This window comes from Candidatus Halobonum tyrrellensis G22, from assembly GCF_000495475.1.
GTDB classification, from domain to species: Archaea; Halobacteriota; Halobacteria; order Halobacteriales; family Haloferacaceae; genus Halobonum; species Halobonum tyrrellense.
Map to the genome: position 1 here is coordinate 24,121 of NZ_ASGZ01000024.1, position 22,092 is coordinate 46,212.

At 72.1% G+C, this 22,092-nt stretch carries 21 protein-coding genes and 1 tRNA gene; 7 read left to right on the plus strand and 15 right to left on the minus strand.

From position 1 onward, the window contains the following. Positions 1 to 4: 4 nt before the first annotated feature. The 3 genes from K933_RS07230 to arcS are packed head-to-tail and all read right to left on the minus strand — an operon-like array spanning position 5 to position 5,778. Positions 5 to 1,813, minus strand: coding sequence for a hydantoinase B/oxoprolinase family protein (locus K933_RS07230; protein ID WP_023394046.1), 1,809 nt, complete (start codon positions 1,811 to 1,813; stop codon positions 5 to 7). Next, positions 1,806 to 3,854, minus strand: coding sequence for a hydantoinase/oxoprolinase family protein (locus tag K933_RS07235; protein WP_023394047.1), 2,049 nt, complete (start codon positions 3,852 to 3,854; stop codon positions 1,806 to 1,808). Before K933_RS07235 ends, K933_RS07230 begins: the two co-directional genes overlap by 8 nt. Before the next feature lie 52 nt (positions 3,855 to 3,906). Then, positions 3,907 to 5,778, minus strand: coding sequence for an archaeosine synthase subunit alpha (arcS, locus tag K933_RS07240; protein WP_023394048.1), 1,872 nt, complete (start codon positions 5,776 to 5,778; stop codon positions 3,907 to 3,909). Between the two features lie 273 nt (positions 5,779 to 6,051). Here arcS and K933_RS07245 point away from each other — a divergent pair, with 273 nt between their 5' ends. After that, on the plus strand, positions 6,052 to 7,212 hold the full coding sequence (locus K933_RS07245) for a sensor histidine kinase (RefSeq protein ID WP_023394049.1): 1,161 nt from the start codon (positions 6,052 to 6,054) through the stop codon (positions 7,210 to 7,212). A gap of 22 nt (positions 7,213 to 7,234) precedes the next feature. Here K933_RS07245 and tgtA read toward each other — a convergent pair whose 3' ends face one another. Further along, positions 7,235 to 8,728, minus strand: coding sequence for a tRNA guanosine(15) transglycosylase TgtA (gene tgtA / locus K933_RS07250; RefSeq protein ID WP_023394050.1), 1,494 nt, complete (start codon positions 8,726 to 8,728; stop codon positions 7,235 to 7,237). A 100-nt stretch (positions 8,729 to 8,828) separates the two neighbouring features. Between tgtA and K933_RS07255 the strand changes: the two genes are divergently transcribed. Beyond that, positions 8,829 to 9,425: a hypothetical protein gene (locus K933_RS07255; RefSeq protein WP_023394051.1), complete on the plus strand. Its 597-nt coding sequence runs from the start codon at positions 8,829 to 8,831 to the stop codon at positions 9,423 to 9,425. Positions 9,426 to 9,453: 28 nt separating this feature from the next. On the opposite strand, the gene K933_RS07260 is transcribed toward K933_RS07255, so the two are convergent. From K933_RS07260 to K933_RS07280, 5 genes are all read right to left on the minus strand, one after another. Next, entirely contained in the window at positions 9,454 to 10,278 is an 825-nt protein-coding gene (locus K933_RS07260; RefSeq protein ID WP_023394052.1) for a CPBP family intramembrane glutamic endopeptidase, read from the minus strand. An 81-nt stretch (positions 10,279 to 10,359) separates the two neighbouring features. Further along, a complete protein-coding gene (locus tag K933_RS07265; RefSeq protein ID WP_023394053.1) occupies positions 10,360 to 10,980 on the minus strand; it encodes an NUDIX hydrolase in 621 nt (206 codons plus the stop codon). Between the two features lie 311 nt (positions 10,981 to 11,291). Further along, positions 11,292 to 12,626, minus strand: coding sequence for an arylsulfotransferase family protein (locus K933_RS07270; protein WP_023394054.1), 1,335 nt, complete (start codon positions 12,624 to 12,626; stop codon positions 11,292 to 11,294). Between the two features lie 84 nt (positions 12,627 to 12,710). Continuing rightward, entirely contained in the window at positions 12,711 to 12,899 is a 189-nt protein-coding gene (locus K933_RS07275) for a hypothetical protein (protein WP_023394055.1), read from the minus strand. Positions 12,900 to 13,054: 155 nt separating this feature from the next. Further along, positions 13,055 to 13,564: an AAA family ATPase gene (locus tag K933_RS07280; protein WP_023394056.1), complete on the minus strand. Its 510-nt coding sequence runs from the start codon at positions 13,562 to 13,564 to the stop codon at positions 13,055 to 13,057. A gap of 165 nt (positions 13,565 to 13,729) precedes the next feature. Here K933_RS07280 and K933_RS17445 point away from each other — a divergent pair, with 165 nt between their 5' ends. From K933_RS17445 to K933_RS07290, 3 genes are all read left to right on the plus strand, one after another. After that, positions 13,730 to 13,903 carry a DUF1059 domain-containing protein gene (locus tag K933_RS17445; RefSeq protein WP_023394057.1) on the plus strand — a complete coding sequence of 58 codons (174 nt, stop codon included), beginning with the start codon at positions 13,730 to 13,732 and terminating at the stop codon, positions 13,901 to 13,903. Between the two features lie 72 nt (positions 13,904 to 13,975). Then, positions 13,976 to 14,731, plus strand: a complete 756-nt coding sequence (locus tag K933_RS07285) for a helix-turn-helix transcriptional regulator (protein ID WP_023394058.1) — start codon at positions 13,976 to 13,978, stop codon at positions 14,729 to 14,731. A gap of 172 nt (positions 14,732 to 14,903) precedes the next feature. Next, positions 14,904 to 15,251 (plus strand): HalOD1 output domain-containing protein, encoded by a 348-nt coding sequence (locus tag K933_RS07290; RefSeq protein WP_023394059.1) that lies wholly within the window; start codon positions 14,904 to 14,906, stop codon positions 15,249 to 15,251. Positions 15,252 to 15,260: 9 nt separating this feature from the next. Here K933_RS07290 and K933_RS07295 read toward each other — a convergent pair whose 3' ends face one another. The 3 genes from K933_RS07295 to K933_RS07305 all read right to left on the minus strand — a co-directional run bounded on the left by K933_RS07295 (position 15,261) and on the right by K933_RS07305 (position 18,059). After that, positions 15,261 to 16,328 (minus strand): YihY/virulence factor BrkB family protein, encoded by a 1,068-nt coding sequence (locus K933_RS07295; RefSeq protein WP_023394060.1) that lies wholly within the window; start codon positions 16,326 to 16,328, stop codon positions 15,261 to 15,263. 149 nt (positions 16,329 to 16,477) lie between these two features. Then, a complete protein-coding gene (locus K933_RS07300; protein WP_023394061.1) occupies positions 16,478 to 17,560 on the minus strand; it encodes a saccharopine dehydrogenase family protein in 1,083 nt (360 codons plus the stop codon). Positions 17,561 to 17,609: 49 nt separating this feature from the next. Beyond that, positions 17,610 to 18,059 (minus strand): pyridoxamine 5'-phosphate oxidase family protein, encoded by a 450-nt coding sequence (locus K933_RS07305; RefSeq protein WP_023394062.1) that lies wholly within the window; start codon positions 18,057 to 18,059, stop codon positions 17,610 to 17,612. 151 nt (positions 18,060 to 18,210) lie between these two features. Here K933_RS07305 and K933_RS17450 point away from each other — a divergent pair, with 151 nt between their 5' ends. After that, positions 18,211 to 18,786 carry a metal-dependent hydrolase gene (locus tag K933_RS17450; protein ID WP_080509224.1) on the plus strand — a complete coding sequence of 192 codons (576 nt, stop codon included), beginning with the start codon at positions 18,211 to 18,213 and terminating at the stop codon, positions 18,784 to 18,786. Positions 18,787 to 18,889: 103 nt separating this feature from the next. On the opposite strand, the gene K933_RS07310 is transcribed toward K933_RS17450, so the two are convergent. Then, a tRNA-Pro gene (locus K933_RS07310) sits at positions 18,890 to 18,962 on the minus strand. 95 nt (positions 18,963 to 19,057) lie between these two features. Then, entirely contained in the window at positions 19,058 to 19,648 is a 591-nt protein-coding gene (trmY, locus tag K933_RS07315) for a tRNA (pseudouridine(54)-N(1))-methyltransferase TrmY (protein ID WP_023394063.1), read from the minus strand. Between the two features lie 201 nt (positions 19,649 to 19,849). Between trmY and K933_RS18980 the strand changes: the two genes are divergently transcribed. Then, a complete protein-coding gene (locus K933_RS18980; RefSeq protein WP_023394064.1) occupies positions 19,850 to 20,110 on the plus strand; it encodes a hypothetical protein in 261 nt (86 codons plus the stop codon). A 110-nt stretch (positions 20,111 to 20,220) separates the two neighbouring features. Here the strand turns inward: K933_RS18980 and ggt are convergent, their stop codons facing one another. Further along, complete coding sequence (gene ggt, locus K933_RS07325) at positions 20,221 to 21,840, minus strand: gamma-glutamyltransferase (RefSeq protein ID WP_023394065.1); 1,620 nt, start codon at positions 21,838 to 21,840, stop codon at positions 20,221 to 20,223. Positions 21,841 to 22,092 lie beyond the last annotated feature (252 nt).

Here is a 22,092-nt window from a genome sequence, read left to right on the forward strand (position 1 = left end):
CCGTCTACTCGTCGGCGTCGGTCCCGCCCGGGTCGGCGCCGTCCGCGTCGTCCGCGTCGTAGCCGTACCGCTCACGCGCCGCCGCGGGCGTGAGTTTTCCGAGTTCCACGTCGCGAGCGACCGCGTCGGGGTCGCGGTCGGCGGGGTCGCCGTAGCCGCCGCCGCCGGGCGTCCGCACGCTGACGACCGACCCCGGCGGGAGGTCGCGGGTGTGTTTCGCGGGGAGTTTCTCCCCGCCGTCCTCGCTCCCCTCGTCGTTCCCGCCGTCGAACAGGTACGCCGCGCCGGTCCCCCCCGACTCGCCGCCCGCGAGTCCGTACGGCCGCGACTCGTGTCGCTCCGCGAGCAGGCTGAGGCGAGCGGTGTGGTCGCGCACCTCGATGTCCCGGCGGAGACCGAGTCCGCCGCGGAACTCCCCGGCGCCGCCCGAGTCCGGCCGGAGTTCGTACCGCTCGACCCGCAGCGGGTACGCCGTCTCCAGCACCTCCGCGGGCGTGTTGAGCGTGTTCGACATGTGGACGTGGACGCCGTCCATCCCGTCGCCCGACGCGCGGCCGCCGAAGCCGCCGCCCTGCGTCTCGTAGAAGGCGTACGGGGTCCCGCTCCTGGGGTCGGTCCCGCCGAGCGTCACGTTGTTCATCGTCCCCTGACAGCCCGCGACGACCGCCTCGGGGTCGGCCTCGGCGAGCGCGCCCAACACCGCGTCGGTGACCCGCTGGCTGGTTTCGAGGTTGCCGCCGACGACCGCCGCGGGCGGCTCCGGGTTGACGATGGTGCCCTCGGGCGCCTCGATGTCGATCGGCCGGTAACAGCCGTGGTTGGGCGGGATGTCGGGGTCGGTCACGCACCGGACCGCGTAGTACGTCGCCGACGCCGTCACCGCGAAGACGGCGTTGACCGGCCCCGCGGTCTGGGGCGCGGTGCCCGCGAAGTCGACGGTGACCGAGTCGCCCTCGACCGTCACGCTCACCTCGACCGGGAGGTCCTCGTTCCCCCGGCCGTCGTCGTCGAGTACGTCCGAGAAGGCGTAGATGCCGTCGGGCAGGTCGGCTATCTCCGCGCGCATCCGCCGCTCGGAGTACGCTTTGATCTCCTCTAATGCCGGGCGGAGCGTCGCGCCGTGGGTGTCGGCGAGGTCGCGGAACCGCCGCCGGCCGGTCGCGTTCGCCGCGGTCTGTGCGCGGAGGTCGCCCCGGCGCTCGTCGGGCGTGCGGACGTTCGCGAGGACGAGGTCGAGTACGTCCCCGCGCACCTCGCTTTCGGGGAGGCCGTCGTCGTCCACCGCGCCGGTCCCACGCTCGAACTTCACCGGCGGGATCCGCAGCCCCTCCTGGTAGATCTCGGTGGAGTCGGCCGCGACGCTGCCCGCGGTGGAGCCGCCGACGTCGGCGTGGTGTGCGCGGTTGGCCGCGAACGCGAGCAGGTCGCCGTCGCGGTCGTACACCGGCGTCACCAGCGTCAGGTCGGGGAGGTGCGCGCCGCCGCGGAACGGGTCGTTGAGCAGGACCGAGTCGCCCGGTTCGAGCGTCTCCGGCGGGTGGGCCTCCACCGCCGCCGCCACCGAGAACGGCATCGCGCCGAGGTGGACCGGCATCGTCTCCGCCTGCGCGACCATCTCGCCGCCCGCGTCGAACAGCGCGGTCGAGCAGTCGCGGCGCTCCTTGATGTTGGGCGAGTAGCCCGTCCGCACCAGGTCGCCGTTCATCTCCTCGGCGACCGCCTCACAGCCGTTGCGGATCACTTCGAGCGTCACCGAGTCGACGCGGCCGCCGTCCGAGTCGCCGCCCGCGCCGCCCGCGCCCGCCTCACGCACCCGCCTCACCCCCCGTCTCGACGACGATGTTGGCGTCGGCGTCGACGCGGGCGGTCTGGCCGGGGTGGACGACGACGGTGCTCTCGCCGCCCTCGACCACCGCCGGCCCGTCGAACGCCGCGTCGGTCGGGAGCCGCGACCGGTAGTACACCGGGGTGTCGCGCACCGCCCCGAACGTCACCTCGCGCGTCCCGACGCGCGCGTCCGCGGGGTCGCCGGCCCGCTCGTCGACCGCCAGATCCGGTGGCTCCACCAGCCCGCGGGCGCGCAGGCGGACCGTCACGAGTTCGACCGGTTCCTCGCGGTAGGCGTGGCCGTACCGCCGCTCGTGGGCGTCGTGGAACCGCGCGACGGCGGCGTCGAGTTCCGCCTCGGTCGCCTCCCCCTCGACGGGGACCGACAGGTCGAACGACTGGCCCGCATAGCGCAGGTCGAGCGTCCGCTCGAACCGGATCTCGGAGTCGTCGTGCCCCGCGCCGCGGAGCCGTTCGCCCCCCTCTGCCTCGAACTCGGCGAACTTCGCGTCGAGCGTCGCCGCGTCGACGTCCGGCCACGGCCGCACCATCGAGGTGGCGTAGTCGTACGTCACGTCGCTGATCAGCAGGCCCAGCGCCGAGAGCACGCCCGCCGCCCGCGGCACCACCACGCGGGGCACGTCGAGCGCCCCCGCGAGCGCCGTCGCGTGGAGCGGTCCCGCGCCGCCGAACGCGACGAGCGTGAACTCGCGGGGGTCGTACCCCCGCTCGACCGACACCACCCGCAGCGCCCGCTCCATGTTGGCGTTCGCGACGCGCAACACGCCCGCCGCGGCGTCCGCGACGCTCCCGCCGACCGCGTCGGCCAGCGGGTCGAACGCCTCCCGAACCGCGCTCGCGTCGCGGCCGAGCGCGTCCGGGAGGAACCCCGTCGGGTCGATCCGCCCCAACAGGAGGTGGGCGTCGGTGACGGTCGGCCGGGTGCCGCCGCGGCCGTAACAGACCGGCCCGGGGTCGGCGCCCGCCGACGCCGGGCCGACCCGGAGCGCGCCGCCCGCGTCGACGTGCGCGATCGACCCGCCGCCCGCGCCGACGGTGTGGACGTCGACCGTCGGCACCGCCACCGGGTAGTCGCCCACCTCGGTGTCGGTCGTGACGAGGGGGTCGCCGTCGCGGACCAGCGACACGTCACAGGAGGTGCCGCCCATGTCCATCGTGATGAGGTCGGAGACGCCGCGCCGGCCGGCGACGTGGGTCGCGCCGCGGACGCCCGCCGCCGGTCCCGACAGCAGGGTGTTCACCGGCCGCTCGCGCGCCGCCGCCGCCGCCATCAGCCCGCCGTTCGACCCCATCACCCGCAGGGGCGCGGTCAGCCCCTCGTCGGCCGCCGCCTCCGCGAGCGAGCCGAGGTAGTCGTCCATCACGGGTTTGAGCGCGGCGTTGAGGCTCGTCGCCAGCGTGCGCTCGTACTCGCGGACCTCGGGTAACACGTCCGACGAGAGCGACACCGACGCCTCGACGCCCGCCTCGCACAGCAGGTCGCGCACCCGCCGCTCGTGGCCGGGGTGTTCGAACGAGAACAGCAGCGCGACGGCGACGCTGTCGACCGAGTCGGGGAGGTCGTCAGCGAGCGCGCGGACCGCGTCCTCGTCGAGCGGTTCGAGCACCTCCCCACGCTCGTCGACCCGCCCGGGCACCTCGAACCGGCGGTCGCGCTCCACGACGGGCGTCGGCTTCTCGGCGTCGAAGTCGTAGATGTCGGGGCGGGTCTGCCGGCCGATTTCGAGCGCGTCGCGAAACCCCGCCGTGGTGACCAGCGCGGTGTCGGCCCACTCGCCCTCCAGTACCGCGTTCGTGGCGACGGTCGTCCCGTGACCGAGAAAGTCCACCTCGGCGAGCGGCGCGTCGAGGCCGCCCAGCCCCGTCAGCACCCCCTCCTCGGGCGCGTCGGGCGTCGAGGGCGTCTTGTCGACGCGCACCCGGCCGTCGCGGACCGTCACGAGGTCCGTGAACGTGCCGCCCACGTCGACGCCGACGCGCGTCCCGGCTCCGTCCGAGTCGTCCATACCCGCGACTGTGCGGGCGGGGTTGTAGGCGTTCGCCTCCCGGCGCGCGGCGTCAGGTCTCCTCGACGTGCCGCACCGCCACCGCGATACCGCGCGTCGAGTCGGCCATCTCCGGGCCGGACATCTCCGCGCGGCCGACCGCGAACGCGCGCGGTCCCTCGACGACCACCTCGTCGCCCACCCGTACCCCCGCGTCCGCGTCGACGACGCCCGGCGCGAGCACGCTCCCCTGCGGGACGAACCCGTCTATCTCCACCCGCTTGGTCGGCGCGTCGCTCTCGACCCACCGGCGCGCGCCCGCGAGCGTGAACGCGAGCACGCCGTAGGTGGGCACCATCGTCGCCAACTGCTCGCCCCCGCTGCCGTCGGCGTCGGTGCCGTCGGGGTCGCGGACCTGCAACTTGGGGTAGCGGCTCGTCGTGGCGATGTCGCCGAACAGGTCGTCGCCCGCGCCGTCGCCGAGCATGTAGTCGGCGATGGCGCGCACCGTGTTGTGCTGGCGCTCGCGTTTGGTGTACTTGAGTTCGCCGTCGAGCGTCGCCATCAGGTTGCCGATGGACTCCGTCGTCGTCGGGTGCTCGGAGACGGTGTACTCGAACGGCACCTCGACCCGCGAGGCGACCCGCTCGCAGATGTCGCGGTAGCCCTCGTCGGGGACGTGTGCGATCACGCGGGGGTAGTCGTTGCGTTCGAGGTAGCGTTCGAGCACGTCCGCGACGAACCGCTTTTCGTCCTCGGACCACCGGCCCGTGACGACGGTGTCGTAGTGTTGGGCGGGGTAGGTGAGTTCGAGTTCCTGCGGGACGACGCCGATGGGCGAGGTCATCGACGCGAGGTGGCCGCGGTACTGGATGGCGTCGTGGAACTGGGCGTGGCTCTGGCTCTCCGAGTACGGTTTGCGCGCCGAACAGGGCACCAACACCAGCGGGTTGCGGAAGCGGTTGCGGTAGCGGGTGGTGACGCGCTCGGCGAACCGCTGGATCTCGACGCGGCGGATGGTGTCGCTCGACGCCGCCGACAGGTCCGCCCCGCGGACGACCGGCGTGCGCTGTTCGAGGTAGCCGTACTGCTGGTCGAGTTCGCGGAACGTCGCGGTGAGCCACTGGTCGTGACGCGCCTGCCCCTCGATGTAGTCGCGGAGGCGGCCGTCGCGCACCCGCCGGCGCACCCGCCGGAGTTCCGCGGTCAGGGCGTTGACGTTGTGTTCCTCGCAGGCGGCGCGGTCGAACTCCGCTCTGGGAACCGCACACGCCGGACAGGCGCAGGGGAGTTCGTCTAGGTCCTCCAGGAAGTACTCGCCGTCGGTGGCGAGGTACTTCCCCTGTGACCCCTTCACCCGGACGCGTTTGTCGTCGACCAGGTCGACGCCCGCGTACACCAGCGTCGAGACGTTCGCCGGCGTGGCGACGCCGGCGAGATACAGGGCGGTGTCGGCCGGCACCGCCTCCCGCACCCCGACCACCGCGTCGACGAACGCGCTGGCGTGGCCCACGAACCCCTGCGCGTCCGAGAGCGCGTACGCGTCGACGGGCGCGTCGGCCGCGCCCGCGGCGTCGGGGGCGTCACTGGAGACGACCGCCGCGGACGGCCCGTCGACGTCGGGGAACGCCGTGGCGAACGAGTCGACCACCTCCTCGCGGGTGCCCGACGGGAACGCGCGGTGGGGGAGGACGGTGAGCGTCGAGTCGTCCCCCTCGGGCACCTCGCGGTCGGCGCTCCAGAGGCTACCCGCGTCGCGGACGGGCACCCGTTCGAGGGGGCGGCCCGAGTCGCCGCTGGCGTCGCCGCCGCCGGCGTCCCCCCCGCTCGGGTCGGCCCCGCTCGTTCCCCCCACGAGCGCGGGCGTCGCGACGGGCGTCGACAGGCGGAGTTCCCCGACGCGGGCCGCCCCGTCCCGGTCGTGGACCTCGAAGTAGTCGGTCATGCCCCAGCGTGCGGGACCGACGGTTTATTCGCTTTCGTTCTCGCGGTGAAGGCGCGATAGCCCGGTACGCCGACCGGTCGACCGACCCACACCCGGCGGCGGTGGTCGCCGAACGGTCGGCGGCGAGTTCACCGTCGAGGGGTGCGACGGGGGCGAGAGCGTGGCGACGCCCGCCTCCCGGCGGCCTGCGCCCGCGGTCGCCACCCGGTATCCATCTCGGTTGATAATTGCGGGGAAATCGTTATTTTGCGTCTCCGCCCGTATCAGCAGAGAATGGCAACTGACGACGCGCGGACGGGCCGGAGCGGCGGTCCGCTGGCCGACCGACTCCGGCAGGTGGGCGTGCTCCCGACGGTGGAACCGCCGCCGCGTGAACGCGGTGCGGTCCGGGCGATGGCGGCGGGCAGCATCTCGCTCAGCGGGGTCGGCCTGCTGGTCCCCATCGTCGCGCAACTGTTCGCCGGGGGGAGCGGCGTCGGCACCGGGCTCGCGGTGCTGGGCAGCGTCGTCGCGGCGGCGCTGGTCGCGGTCGGCGGTCTCCTCTACCGGAGTACGATCTCGACCGACAACGCCGTCCGGATCGCGGCGTGGAACTTCCTCGGTATCGCCGTCCTCGGCGCCGTGATGCTCGCGCTGTTCGCCTACCAGCGGGCGGACGGCGGGGTGATCCAGTCGCCGGGGTTCGTACTCGGGACGCTGCTGGCTATCGGCGCGGGCGCACACATCATCATCGGCGTCTACGACGCCCGCCGGGTCCGCGCGGAGCAGTTGGCGCGCGAGCGCCGCCGGACCGCGGTGTTGAACCGCGCGCTCCGGCACAACATCCGCAACGGCGCGAACGTCATCCTCGGCCACGCCGACCTGCTGGCGGAGGCCGTCGAGGAGGGGACGCCCGCCGCGAACTCCGCGGCCGCGCTCCGCGACCGCGCGACCGCGATCAGCGACCTCGCCGTGAAGGCCCGGGAGTTGGGGCAGTACGCCGAGCGTCCCGCCGAGACGTACCCGACCGACGCCGCCGAGGTGGTCGAGCGGGCGGCGGCGGTCGTCCGCGAGACCGACCCCGACGCGACCGTCCGCGTGGGGAGCGTCGCCGACGCGCGCGTCGTCGACGACGGCCGGACCGCCCGCGCGGTCGAGGAACTCGCGGAGAACGCCGCCGAACACGCCGGCCCGAAGCCGACGGTCGACATCGAGGCCCGCGCGGTCGACGGCCGCGCCGCGTTCGTCGTCACCGACGACGGCCCGGGCGTCCCCGCGGCCGAGCGGGCGGTCGTCCTCGGCGACCGCCCGATCACCGACACCGACCACGGCAGCGGACTCGGCCTCTGGCTCGCGCGGACGGTCGCCGAGACGCTCGACGGCGAGTTCGCCGTCGAGGGACGCGACGGGGAGACCGGCGGCACCGTGGCGACGCTGTCCGTCCCGGCGGCCTGAGTCGTCGACCCGCGCGGACCCGCTACTCCCCCTCGCCGCTCCCCAGCCCCGACAGGTCCTCGGTCGCGACCGACCCGGGCAGGCGGTCGAGCGCGTCCGCCCCCCAGCCGTCGTGGGCGAGCGTCACCTCGCTCGCCGGGTTCGCGTCCGCGAGCGCCGCCACCCCCTCGGCGGCCGCGCGCTCGGCCGCCGCGTCGGTCCGGTCGGGGGTCTCGGCGGTCAGCGGGTACGTCTCCGAGAGCGCGCGGGGGAACGGGCCGAACGGCGGCACCACCCGCCAGACCGCGTCGTACTCGTGGTCGGAGGGGGCACCGTACTCCGAGCAGAGCAGGCGGTCGGGCGTCGACAGCCGCCCGAGTCGGTCGTGGTGTCGCGTTACCTCGGGCCGGCGAGCCGACTCGTGCGAGAGCGCGAAGAACGCCCCCTTGCTCGCGCTGTCGGCCCGTTCCAGTTGCGCCGAGTGGTCCAACAGCGCGCGGTAGCCGTCGACCATCGCGGGGTGGCCGCGGGCGCGCTTCTCGACGAGTTCGAGCAGGTCGCCGTCGCGGACCGCCTGCTTCACCCGGCGCATCTCCTCGAACGTGACGTGGAGGTTGTGCTCGGCGAGCAATCGCTCGAACTCCTCGCCCTCCGCGGCGCGGAGGTCGTCGGGCGAGTGCTCGTGACAGATCGGACACGAACAGGGGAGGTACTCCAACTCCGAGAGGTGTTCCGTGCCCGAGACGGTGAGGTAGCGGCCGTCGCGGGCGTAGATGGCGTACGCGGCGGAGTCGAACAGGTCACAGCCGAGCGCGACCGCGAGCGCGAACATCATCGGGTGGCCCGCGCCGAACAGGTGGACCGGACAGTCCGCGTCGAGTCCGCGTTTGGCCGCCGCCACCGCGTCGACCATGTCGTCGTAGCGGTAGGCGTTCATCAGCGGGACGACCGCGCCCACGGGGAACACGTCGAGGTCGGTCGCGGCCGCCTGCCGACCCGCCCGCTCGCGCAGGTCGGGGTAGACGCTCCCCTGGACGGGCGCGTTGACCAGCATCTCGCCCGTCTCGACCGCCGCGGCGTCCGCGAGCGCCTCCGCCGTCGTCTCCAGGTCCGCCTCCGCCCGCTCGCGACCCGCGTCCGGCGGCGTCGGGATGTCGACGGGCGTCCCGATGTCGCTGCCGACCTCGCGCTGGAACTCCAGTATCTCGCGGGTGGTGACGGATATCTCGCCGTACTCCGCGAGTTGGAACGACCCCGAGTCGGTCATGATCGCGCCGTCGAACCCCAGCATCTCGTGGAGTCCCTCCCGCTCGGCGCGGGCGCGCAGGTCGTCGTCGTTGCGGACGATGTAGGAGTTGGTGATCAGGATCTCCGCGCCGAACTCCTCGGCGAGCCGCGACGGCTCGACGGTGAGGATGTTCGGGTTGACGACCGGGAGGAGCGCGGGCGTCTCGACGGTGACGCCCGCGCGAGGGACCGTCAGTTCCCCCACCCGGCCGGCGGCGTCGTGCGCCCGGACTTCGAACTGCTCGCGCATGTTCCGGGGTGTGCGGCCGGAACGGGAAGGGGTTCCGGTACGGGCGGCGCGGGGTCGTACCGGCAGAACACTTACGCCTCGGCGGTCGCACCGCCCGACGATGCCCTCCACCGACGCCCGCGGACACGAACACGGCAGCGGACGCGTGGACCCGTCGGACACCGGGGAGCCGACGGGCGCCCCTGACGACGCCCGCCGGTTTCCCACCAAGCGCGGCGAGTGCGTCGTCGGCGACGACGCGGTCCGGATCGAGGGGAGCCGGCTGGGCTACCTCCGGAATCTCCGCGACAGCTACTGGCGGAGCGACGAAGCCTGGCGGAAGGCGGTGTTCCTCGGCATCGTCGTCGGCGTGCCGCTCGGGGCTCTCAACCCGCTGTTCGACGGGGTCGACCGGTTCGACCTCTACGTCTACGGCGCGACGGCCGCGTTGGTCGCCGTGCTCGCCGGCTACCAGCGGCTGGTCCGCGGGTTCACGACGACCGACCGGATCCCGCTGTCGGCGGTGCGGGAGGTCGCGCTCGTCGAGGGAACGAGGGGCGTCACCCGGCCGCGGTTCGTCGTCCGGTACGACGACGATGGCCGCGAGCGGCGCCGGTACGTCCACATGCCGTCGCCGTACACGCCCGACGGCGGGGAGGCAGTCGAGCGCGGCCGGGCGGCGTTCGCGGCCGCCGGCGTCGGCGTGCGCGAGGAGTGAGCCGCCGGGGAGAGGAACCCGGTCCCCGTCAGCCGACCAGCCCGAGTCCGAACGCCGAGACGGCCGCCTCGCTCGCGGACGTGACGGCGTCCGCGCCGGGACCGTACACCACGACGACGTACAGCAACACGAACAGGAGCGCGTCGTACGCGCCGTGGATGAACGCGGGGACGACCAGGTTGTCGGTGTACTCGTAGGTCGCGCCGAACACCAGCGTGAGTATCGAGAGCAGCCCCACGGTGACGAGACGGGCGACCGGCGGGCCGGTGAGCGCGAGGTAGTGGACCGCACCGAAGATCACGCTCGCGACCGGGATCGCGACCCACGGCGAAAACGCCTCGCGGAGGCGGTTCTGGACGATCCCGCGGAACAGTATCTCCTCGCCGGGACCGATCAGGACGAACGCCGCCGGGATCAGGAGGAGGAGGACCTCGGGGTTCTCCGCGCCGATCCGCGCGACGTTGTTCTCGGCGGTCGGCGCGCCGAGGGCACCCACGAGCGCTCCCAGCGCGATGACGAGGGCGAACGAGCCGACGAACCCGCCGGCCGCGACGACCACGTCGCGGAGCGACGGGAGGTGGAACAGCGACAGCGGCGACCGCCCCTGCCGGTAGAGGTACAGCGTCGCGAGTCCGCCGAACGAGACGCCTTGGACGAGTACGAGCGACAGCCCGGTGGCTACGATCGGGGAGAACGTGACCCCTAGATACTGGAGGGGACGGACGACGACGACGGGGACGACCCACGCCGCCGCGACCCCGGCGATGCCGATGGCGACCGCGGCCACGAGCGCCTGCACCCGCGGGTTCAGCCCCCGGTACCAGTCGCCGGCCCGGGTGGTGGATCCTGCCATACGCCCGCTCGGAGGGCCACGGGCAAAGGCCTGACTCACCGCGTCGCCCCGGCTCGGCTCGTCCCGACCGGTCGCGACGGCTCAGCCGTCGCTCGCCTCGTAGTTCGACACCGCGAGCACCGCGCGGCCGTCGCGGAGGTCGCCCGACAGCGCCGCCTCCCGCAGCGTCGCGTAGTCGACGGTGACCGGGCGGATGCTCTCGTCGGCGTCGAACGCGGTGTCGGCCGTCGGCGTACAGCCGCGGGCGACGAAGTGGTGGTGGACCGAGTTCGCGACCCCGTTGCTCGGCTCGACCGTGACCAGCGGGTCGAGCGTCTCCGCCTCGTGGCCCGTCTCCTCGCGGAGTTCCCGCGCCGCGGCCTCGGCGGGGTCCTCGCCGGACTCCATCGACCCCGCGGGGATCCCCCGGTTGACGCGGCCGACGGCCTGCCGCCACTCGTCGATGCAGACGACCGACCCGTCGGGCGTGAACGGGAGCACCACCACGGCGGGCGGTTCGTCGACGTAGTGGTACTCGCCGTCGGTGCCGTCGGGGAACCGGACCGCGTCCCGGCGCACGTCGAACCCCGGACACGAGTAGTCGAGGCGGCTCTCGCGCGTCTCCCACGCGAGTGCGCCGCCATCGTCTGCGTCGGTCCCGTCGGTGTCGACGGCGGTCCCGGTCGGCGCGTCGCCCCCGCCGTCGCGGTCGGCGTCGTCCATACCCGGGCGTGTCCCCGACGCGGGAAAAGTCGACAGGACCGCCCGGGTCGGTCGGACCGGCGGGACGCACCGCCCCGGGCGGCGGTAGCGGCGGACCCGAAGACGGCGCCGCGGCTCCGGGTCTCGAAGTGGCTGGCCGGCGGCGCGGACGCGGTCGGTCCCGACGCGCGGCGCCGCACGACCGCGGAGCGCGCCGGGGAGGGGGTCAGCTCACGCCGGGAGTGGACGCGCTCTCGCGGATGAACCCTCGGATAGACGCGACGCCGGTAGCCACCGTCCGGCCGCGCGCGGCGCCGCCTCCTCCCGGTCGCCTACCGTCGGTCGCGGACCGCGACGACCCCGCCCCCGACGACGAGCGCGAGCGACACCAGCGTCAGCCCGACCTGCGTCTCGGCGAACCAGACGGGCGCCCAGGGTGCGGCCGCGCGGAGCCCGACGACCAGCGTCGACAGCACGGGCACGCCGGCGTCGGGCGTCGCGTCGACGGGGTCGGTCGCGTCACCGGACGCGCGCGGCAGGTCGGCGTCGACGCCGCCGACGAGTTCCCGCGGGACGCGGTCCGCCTCGTAGGGGATCCGCTCGGTGCGGTAGCTCCAGACGACGCTGCCGTTCTCGCCGAGTTCGACCAGTCGCTTGTTCAGCGTGTCGGTGACCAGCGTGTGACCGTTCGGGAGGCGGTCGGCGTCGCGCGGCCAGTGAAACGCCGCCCCGGCCGCCCCGGTCCGCACCCACGCGACCTCCCACTCGCCCGACTCGGTCCGGTGGAGTTCGACCACGCGGTCGTTGTCGGAGTCGGCGACCACCACCGCGCCGTCGCCGAGCCACTGGGGGTTGTGCTGGTGGTTCAACACGTCGGGGTCGCCGCACTGCACGTCGCCGTCGCCGTCGGTGTCGCGGAGTTGGCCGTTGCCGACGCAGGAGGCGTCGCTCCCGCCGTCGTCGGCGTTGACGGTCTCGACCACCCGTCCGCCGTCGTCGGTTCGCTCGACGATCAGGAGTTGGTTGGCGTTACGGACCGACACGAGAAACCGGCCGTCGCCGATGCGGTCGGCGTCGTTGATGTGGAGCCAGTCGGTGGTGGTCGGGTCGGCGGGCGCGTCGTACACCGTCGAGGCGTTCCACGACCAGACCGCCGACCCGTTCTCGACTATCAGGAGGCGCTCGTGCTCCATGTCGGTCACGAGGAACCCGCCGCCGGGGAGCGGCTCCGCGTCGTGGACCTCGCTGTTCGAGTCCGTGCGAACGGGGAAGCCGTACTCGTCGACCACCGCGGGGCCGTCCGCGGCGTCGGGGTCGACGATCCGGAACCCGGTGTGGGTACAGGGGGCGTCGTACGGCCCGCAGTCGGTGTACCCCGAGTCCATGAACCCCGCGAGCACGCGCCCGTCGTCGAGCCGCTGGACGTCGAAGTAGCTGTCCGCGGAGCCTTCGGTCCACGCCACGTCGGAGCCGTCGAGCAGGTAGACGCTGCCGAACCGGTGCCACCCCGTCCCGCCGCCCTGCGAGCCGACGAGCGTCGGGCGGTCGTCGTCGAGGGCGGGGGCGGGGCCGCCGGAGGGCGCTGCGAGGGCGGCGCTCGCGCCGACGGTCACCACGAACACGAGGAGACCTGCGACGACGAGACGGCGGCCGCGGCTGGCGGTCATCGACCGTCCGGAGTCGGGTTTGGGGCAAAAACCTTCGGTATCGCCCCCGCGGCCGTCGGGGCGGGCGGGGTCGATACGGCCGGTTCAGGCCCCCTCCGGACCGTTCGTCCCCTCGGCGTTCCCCGCGCGGGCCGGCGTCGCCGCCGCGTCGCGCCGGGCGTCGTACAACTGGAGCGCCGTCCGAAGGTAGTAGCGCGCGTCGGCGTCCGCCGCGGTGTCGAGTGCGTCTTCGAGTGCCGCCCGCAGCGCTGTCGGATCCCCATCCACGCTCATACGGGTAGCGCTCGGGAGAGGTCTCGAATTTTTCTCTTGTTTCGCGTCAGAATCTAACCACGCACGTCCGGTCTGACCGTCCGGCCACTGGGTCGCTGGGTTACTCACCTGTCTGACGGCTCAGAACCGCCCAGCCGCTAGAATCGCAGAACCGCTCAGAACCGCTCGTGGACCCGACGGCGGGTCGTCTCGCGGTCGCCGGAGTTGTCGACGACGAGGCCGGCGTCGGCGACGGGGTCGAACTCCTCGCGGAGGAGGCGGTGGACCGCGAAGTCGGCGTCGCTCTCGTCGTCCTCGCGGGCGGCGATTCGCTCGCGGACGACCGCCTCCTCGCACTCGACTTTCACCAGCCGGAAGTCCGCGCCGGCGGCCGCGGCCGTCTCGCGGGCGCGCCCGCGGAGGTCGGCCGTCCGGAACGTGCCGTCGACGACGGCCGATCCGCCGCCGGCGAGCGTCCGCCCGGCGCGGTCGAGGAGTTCGCGGTACACCCGTTCGGTCTCGGCGTCGGTGTACGCCGGGTCCGAGACGAGTTCCTTCCGGACCACGTCGGTCCGCAGGAGGCGACCGCCGACCCGTTCGGCCACCTCGGTCGCGACGGTCGTCTTCCCGGTTCCGGGTAGCCCGCACACCACGACGAGTCGCGCCGGGTCGGATCCCTGAGTCATTCGCCGTCTACGCGGTGGTGAGGCGGACGGTCCCTTGTGGGTTCCGTTTCCTTCCCTGCGGCTCGACTCGCCGACGAACTCACAGCGGGGTGACGGGTAGGGCCTTTCATTTCGAGCCCGTAGCGCCGAAGTCTTTATCGGCGTCTGCGGGGACGGTTTCGAACGATGCCGTACAAGTTCGAGTGCTATCAGGACGGATGCAACTTCGCCGTCAGGGCGGACTCGCGCGAGGAGGTCGTCCGCCTCGTTCGGACGCACGCGGAGGCGGAACACGGGCTCTCGCTGTCCGGCGACGACATCGAACCCGAGATCGACGAGGCCGGGACGGACGACCTCTGAGTGGACCGAACGACCGGGGCGTCCGCGGCGGGGGCGGCGACACGAGCAGACGCTGGACGGTGACACGACCGTATGAACGACGACGACATCACGGAGGTGGTCAAGCGCGGCCCGATGCTCGAACGGTTGGCCGACGGACCGGTCGGGTCGGGCGACCTCGAACGCGACCTCTCGGCGTCGCGGTCGACGATCCACCGGGTGCTCGACCGGATGGGCGACCTGGGGGTCGTCAGCCGGTGCGAACAGGGGTACGAACTGACCCAGATGGGTCGGCTCGTCGCCACCCGGGTGGCGTCGGTCCGCCGTGAACTCCGAGCGATCGGCCGCGCGGAGCCGTTCTTCCGCGACGCGACTCTCGACGGCGTCGACCTGCCGCTCGACCTGCTGGCGGACGCGACGGTGGTCGAACCGCCCGCCGGGCGGGCCCACTTCACCGTCAAGCGGGTGTCGGACCTGATGGCCGACGCCGAGTCGATGCGGATGTTCTCGACGGTCGTCTCGCCGCTGTACGTCGATCTCTGCGTCCGTCACGCCAAGCGAGGCGCGGACATCGAGGCGATATTCGACCGGGCGGTCGTCGACACGCTGTTCTCGGAGTACGGCTCGGAGTCGCGCGAGGCGGCCGCCGAGGGCGGCCTGTGCGTCCGGGCGCACGACTGCTGCCCGTTCGAACTGTTCGTCTTCGACCGGACGGTCGGGATGACCGCCCACGACGACGCCGGCGTCTCCCACGCGTTCGTCGAACTCGACGGCGAGGCGGCGGTCGCGTGGGCGACCGACCTGTTCGAACGGTACGCGGCCGACGCGGAGTACGTCACCCTGTTTTGAGCGGGTCACTCGCCAGGTCACCCCGCCGGCGGCCACGCTCGCATCCGTTCCCACTCGTGGGAACGTTCCCACACGTGAGCAGGTTCCCGTTATTTACATTTATTACCATTCGATTTTTACCTGTGCGGCCCGAGAATAGTTCAGATCCCGCGCCGGGCGGGGCCGAGAGCTCATGACCCGAGAACACCGCTCCGTCGAAAACCTGTGGTACGACGACGAGGTCGGGGTGTACCGGTTCGACTACGACGCCGTCACCGACGACTTGGTGGTCGAGTTGGTGCTCGCGATCGCGGACGTACGCGGGGTCGATCCGACGGAGATCCCGCCGTTAGCCCCCGAGATCGACCCCGACCGCCTCGAAGCCTGCGTCGCCTCGCTCAACGGCGCCAACCCGAAGGTGGAGGGGAAGGTGACGTTCAGCGTCGCCGACTGCGACGTCACGGTACTCCCGGGACAGGTCGTGATCGCCGCACCCAGACACGACCGCGAGCCGAGCGGTGTCGAGCGTCGCGCCGAGTGAGCGTGCCGGTCAGTCGCCGTCCGTCCGGGAGTCCCCGTCCGCGTCTCCTTCCGCTTCCCACTGGAGCGTGACCGTCCGGCGCGTGGTGTCGCCGTCGGTCGTGGTGTGTTCGGTCACGTCGACCGCACCCGCCCGTCGGGGGCGCTCCTCGGCGGGGGCGGTCGGACGCATCCCGTCGTACCGCCCGGTCAGCCCCTCGCGGAGGTCGGCGAGGTACGTCGCGAGGTCGTCGCCGTCGAGCGACCGCTCGTCCGTCTCGGCGTCGGTCGCCCCGCGCCCGACGCCACCCGGCGCGCCGGTGGAGTGGCCGCCGAGGGCGGCGTTGACCACCGCGCCGACGAGGAGGACCAGCCCCGAGAAGTAGAGGTACGTGACCACGACGATGACGCCGCCGAAGAACGCCCCCGAGTCGGGGTTCTTGAACGTCAGGTACACCTGGAACAATCCCTGGAGCGCCGCCCACCCCACGGCGGCGAAGACGACGCCCGGCACCACGTCGCTGACGCCCACGTCGGCGTCGGGGAAGCGGTAGTACATCGGGAAGAACGCGACGCCGAGACCGACCACGAGGACGAGCGGCGGGAGGAGACCGCCGAGCGGGAGCGCGTCGGCGAACACCGAGAAGGCGGCGCTCGCGCCCACCATCGCCACGACGGCGACGACGAGCGCTGCCAGGACGACCGCGCCGTCCTTCAACTGGTCGACCAGCGAGTTCTCGTCCTCCGTCTCGTAGATCTCCGAGAAGGCGGTGTCGAGACTCCGGAATATCTTGAGCGTCCCCCACACGAGGACGACCAAGCCGACGAACGACGCCCCCGGGGCGGACGCGTCGCCTTCGAACACGCGCGTCACCAGGTCCGCGATCGGACCGGGGAGCCACTCGCCCGCGACGGTGGCGATCCGCGCCTCCAGGCCGCCGCCGACCAGCGAGACGACCAACAACAGCAGCAAGAGCGCGGGGGCGAGCGAGACCAGCGCGTTGTACGCGATACCGCCCGCCATGAACGTGACGTTCTTCTCGGAGACGTCGGAGAAGACGCGTTTGGCCGTGCCGACGACCGACGAACTCGTAGCCATACCCGCGGGTCGGCCGCGGCGTTTGAAAGTGGAGTGGCCGGAGCGGCCGCGACCGACGCTCGCCGACGGACCACCCGGCAGGTGCGTCGAGCGACGACGCCGGCGACGAGACGGTCCGCCCGCGGGTCCGAGGCGGGCCGCCGGTCGGGTCAGTCGTCGACCGGGACCGAGACGCCGTCGGTGGCGTCCTCGCGGGCGACGCCGTCGAACTCCAGCACGTAGTCGGGACCGAACGCCGACGCCGGCGTCTGGAAACCGTCCGCGACGTCGCCGTCGACGACGCGTCGCGCGGACTCGACGGCGGTCTCGGCGGTGAGGTCGTACGTGTCGGGCGTCCGCAGGCGGGCGGCGACCCGGCCGCCCTCGTCGTCGGTCGCCTCCGCCCACACCCGGCTCACGCTGTTCGCGCGCTCCTCGGCGGTCGGCCCGGAGACGAACCGGTCGATCGTCGACTCGAGCGCCCACCGGACCGGCCGCGACCCCATCAGCGGCGCGAGGTCGCGCGTCCGCTCCATGAGGTCGGCGGCGTACGCGGGGACCGTCGCGTACGTCTCGATGTCGCCGATGCCCGTGGTGTAGTACGCCGTCGAGATGTCGCCCCACGGCACCGTGACCGCCGGCTTCGCTCCCTGCCCGAGGTCGACCCGGCGGCGCCTGTACGCCGGCGGCACCTCCCGGAGCGTCCCCTCCTCGCGGACCGCACCCGGTCGGGTGAACCCCTCGACGATCGACTTGAGCGTCCCCGGCGAGAACGTCCCCATCCCGTCGATGGCGATGGCGAGGTGGGTGGCCGACGGCAGCCGCGTCTCGACGTGTGCGGCCAGGCAGTCGGTCGGCACCACGTCGAACCCGACCGCGGGCAACAGCGTCACGTCGGCGCGTTCGGCCTCGCGGTCGCGTTCGGCGACCGCCTCCAGGACGTCTATCTCGCCCGCGATGTCGAGGTAGTCCGTCCCGGTCTCGATACACGCCGACACCAGTCGGTCGGCGGTTCGCGAGAACGGCCCCGCGCAGTTCAACACCGCGTCGAACTCCGCGACCCGTTCTTCGATCACGTGGGGGTGTTCGAGGCTGAACACCCGACGGTCGAGGTCCAGCGTCGTCGCCTGCGCCTCGAGCGGTTCGGCGCGCCGCCCCCCGAGGACGGGCGAGCGGCCGCGCTCGACGGCCTCCCGCGCGACGAGTTGCCCCGTGTAGCCGTACGACCCGTAGATCAGTAGTTCGTCGGCCATGACTCGGGGTTCGGGCGCCGGGCCACTAAGCGCGGTGGCTGTGCGGCGCTCACGCGGACGCGGCGACCTCCTTCCGCCCCGTCAGCGTCTCGGGGGCCAGCCGGTAGTGGCGGAACTCGACCTCCTCTGGCGGCCGGTCGAACACGTCGACCTCGGGGATGTCGACCGCCCACAGCCCCGCGAGGAGCGCCGAGTCGGCGTCCGCCTCGGAAACGTCCCGCAGGCGGCCGGTCGCGACGGCGCTCCGCCACCGGTCGTCGACCCGGTCGTGGACGACGAACGTGACGGGCCGGTCGACGTACTCGCGCTTGCCGCTCCCCTCGGGGACGGAGAGTCGGAAGTAGAACGCGCGCGTCTCCGGGTCGTAGCCGTACGACACCGGCACCGCGAACGGCGAGTCCTCCGGGTCGGTGCCGAGCGACAACACGCCGGTCCCGCCGCTCCCGAGGAACCCGTCGAGTTCGGTCGTGCTCAGTTGTACCCAGCGGAGTCCTTGCATACCGGAGGATTGGGCCGCCGGGACCGAAAGGAGCCGAGTCGAACCCCAGTTCGTGAGAATATCCGTGATGGAGGATCATATATTAACTATATACGATCGTCACCTAACCTATTAGAGATATTTTTATTACCATCTAGACTAATAGGTAGCCATGCCTTCGTACGGAAAACACCGCTCAAACGCCCTCCCACTCGCACTACTAGTAGGTTCCATAACACTAGTCGGCGGAGTCGGAAACGGATTTAACCCGGGAGTAGCGGGTATATTCGCCGGTCTCAATTTCCTACTGGTTCTCGTTGGAGCCGCGCTTCCGGATATTGACCATCAATCCTCGATCCCCAGACGAAAGCTGAGTGTTGCAGGTGGGATTGTAGCTACCCTCGCATACGTTACTGGGCTGTTCGCTTCTGCCTCGTACCTTGACGAACTCTATTCTAATCCCATGGTAGGAGTAGGTTCAATAGTAATAGGGATGTACGTAGGATTGACACTCCTTCCGTCGGTATTGTCAGCTATAGGGTCGGCTTTCGATTCGTTTTCGACCCATCGTGGCTTCACCCATACGGCCGGATTCGTACTCTTGATGGGGGTATTGGCGTATGGATTCTTCGACTATTCGCTCGCGGAAGTGATTCCATCTGAAGGAACTGACTCAATGGCACTTCTCGCCGGACTAGCGCTTGCACTGGGAGTAAGGAAGCACATCGTAGATGACGGGATCTGGTAGATGAGAGTAGAATAACCGAACGACGAACAATGCGCGGAAGGGTGTCGTGTTCTCTCGAATGTATTCTTGGTTAACCACTTGCGGTAAACAGATGCGGGAGAAGTGGGCCGGCGCGAATTCGAATCGCGGTTACGGCCACCCGAAGGCCGAAGGATACCAAGCTACCCCACCGGCCCGCACACGGAAGGTGGCCACGAGTTCCTTTAACCCTTCCGGAAGTCGCGGCGAAACCCCCGGTGGCGGCGTCGCGCGCCCCGACGCGCCGCCCGCGTCAGTACGTCGCGTAGCCGTCGGTGTCGAGGTAGTTGTGCGCGACGGCGATGGAGTGGTCGGCGTGGACCGCCCGCGGTCCGAGCCGCACCCGCTCGTCCGCCCGCCGGGCGAGCAGGTCCGCCTCGCTGTCGGCGAAGTCGCTGTGGTCCGAGAGCACGAACACCGGGTCCGCGGGCGGGGCGAGGTCGGCGACGGGCGCTCCCGCTTCGTGCAACTGGACGAGCGTGCCGTCGAGCGAGTCGAGCGTCTCCGCGAGCCCCATCCGGTAGAGTTCCACCCCGGGCGCCACCTCCGCGGGCATGTGGCCGATGGCGTCGTCGCGGGATTCGAGCGCCGAGCGCACCCGCGCCGCCGTGCTCCGCTCGTCGGGGTGGAGCCCGCGCGCGCTCGCGCCGTCGAACCGCACGGTGTACTCGTCGCCGAGCACGAGGTGGACCCGGCTGTCCTCGCGGATGCCGTGCGAGACGAACAGCCCCGCGTTCACGCACCGACACAGCAGGTCGAGCCGTCCCGCCGCGCCCGGCAGGTCGTCGAGCGGGAAGTCGGGAGTCGTGGGCGCGTCGTGGCCGCAGACGACGAACTGGCGCATACCCCGACTCCCGGCCGCACCGCCGTGTCGCTTGCGGTCGGACGCAGCCGACCGCGACCCGGCCGGGTCGCCGTAACCCACTCGCGGGCGACTGTGAATCGAGACGGCGGGTACCCGTACGCAGATGTGACCGAGCGGTCCGTTTTCGGGTGTGACGGCCACGACGCTTTTCGTCCGCGGCCGCGAGGCGGACGACCGAACGTGACACCCAGCGACGACACCGGAGCGAGTCGACTCGGCCGCCGCCGCTTCGCCGCCGCGGTGGGAGCGGCGGGCGCCGTCGCCCTCGCGGGCTGTGGCGGCACCGGCGAGGGAGACGACGAAGGAACCGACGAGACCGACGAGACCGACGAGACCGACGAGACCGACGAGGCGGAGGAAACCGACGAGGCGGAGGAGATCGACGAAGCCGACGAGACCGAGGAGACGACGGGCGGGTCGCCCACGCCCGACCCGAACTGAGCCGAACCGAACGAGAGAACTGGGCCGGCCCGGTCCGAACCGAGTCGGGAGCGAGAGCGCCTCGACGGCGGCCCGGTCGCCGGCCGACCCCGGCGGGACCCGCGTCCGGGTTAGTACCCCTGCGCGTTGCCGTCCTTCCGGGGTTCGGTCGCCCCCGAGAGGGTTCCCCCGTCGTTGCGGACGATCTGTGCGCCGCCGAACAGCCCCGGCGAGAGCGTCCGCACGTCGTGGTCCTTGCGAACGAGTTTCGCCGCCGCGGCGTCGTCGAAGTGGGGTTCGAGCGCGAGTTCGCCGCTCTCGCGGTAGCGCCACCGCGGCCGGTCGAGCGCCGCCTGCAGCGGCAGGCCGTAGTCGACGATGTTGGAGACCACCTGCAGGTGCCCCTGCGGCTGCATGTACCCGCCCATCACGCCGAACGCCGCCCAGTCGTCCTCGTCGAACTTCGCGAGCGCCGGGATCAGCGTGTGGAACGGCCGCTTCCCCGGCCGGAGCGAGTTGGGGTGGTCGGGGTCGAGCGAGAACGACGCCCCGCGGTTCTGGAGCGCGATACCCGTCTCGCCGGCGACCAGTCCCGAGCCGAACCCCGCGAACCGCGAGTTGATGTACGAGACGACGTTCCCCTCGTCGTCGGCGACGCACAGCAACACGGTGTCGGCGTCCTCCGCGTTCGCGTCGGGGACGCCGAAGCTCACGTCGTGGTTCGCCGTCCCGCCCACCTCGGCGGCGCGCTCGCGCGCCCACGCTTTCGACCCCAGCGGCGGGTGCTCCTCGAAGGCGGGGTCGGTGATGTAGCGGTGGCCGTCGTGGAACGCGAGCTTCAGCGCCTCCGAGAAGTAGTGGACCCGCTCGGGGGAGTCGATGTCGTACTCGCCCGCGCCGAGTTCCTCCGCGACGTTGAGCGCTTCGAGCGCGATCAGTCCCTGGTTGTTGGGCGGGAGTTCGTACACCTCGGCGCCGTTGTACGTCGTGCTCACGGGGTCGAGGAACTCCGGTTCGAACGACGCGAGGTCGTCGACGGTCATGAACCCGCCCTCGCGCTGCACCTCCTCGGCGATGGCCTCCGCGATTTCGCCCTCGTACACCACGTCCGCGCCCGCCTCGGCGATCCGTTCCATCGTCTCGCCGAGTCGCGGCAGCGTCACCCGCTGGCCCACGTCGGGCGCCGCGCCGTCGAAGAGGAACGCCTCGCGGGCGTGCTCGGAGTCGAACAGTTCCTCGCCGTGTTCCCACTGGGAGGCGATGACCTCCGAGACGGGGTAGCCCTCGGTCGCGTAGCGGATCGCCGGCTGGAGAAGGTCGCCGAGCGGCTTGGTCCCGAGTTCCTCCGCCGTCACCTCCCACCCGCGGGCGGTACCGGGGACGGTGACGGCGTGCGCGCCGGTTGCGGGCATCTCGGCGTCGGCGGGGTCGACCCCCTGCTCGTCGGCGACCGACTCGCGCACCTGCTCGATAGTCGCCCCCTCGGGGGCCGGACCACAGGAGCGCATCGCCCCCACCTCGCCGTCGGCGGTGCGGTAGAGCGCGAACACGTCGCCGCCGAGACCGGTCGAGGTGGGCTCGACCACGTTGAGCGCCGCGGCGGTCGCCACCGCCGCGTCGAACGCGTTCCCCCCGTCTTCGAGGACGGAGACGCCGGCCTGCGAGGCGAGCGGCTGGCTCGTCGCCACGACGCCCCGCTGGCCGTAGACGGTCGAGCGGCGCGAGTCGAACCGGTCGAGGTCGGGTTGCATATCCGGACGTACGTCCGGTTCGCGTAAAAATCACCACCGAATACATTCGGGTCGGACGCCGGCCGGGTTCCGCACGTCCGTCCGGCCCGGTCGGCGCGGTACTCCCGAACGCGCCGACGCCTCCGCCGTCCCGCGGTCGGCGCGAGCGCGGCGGTCCCGGCGGCGTGTCGGCGGGCGCCGGGCGTGCGACTCACCGCGACCCACCGCGACCCAGCGGTTCGCCGGGTGCGTCGGGGTCGGCCCGGTGGCACG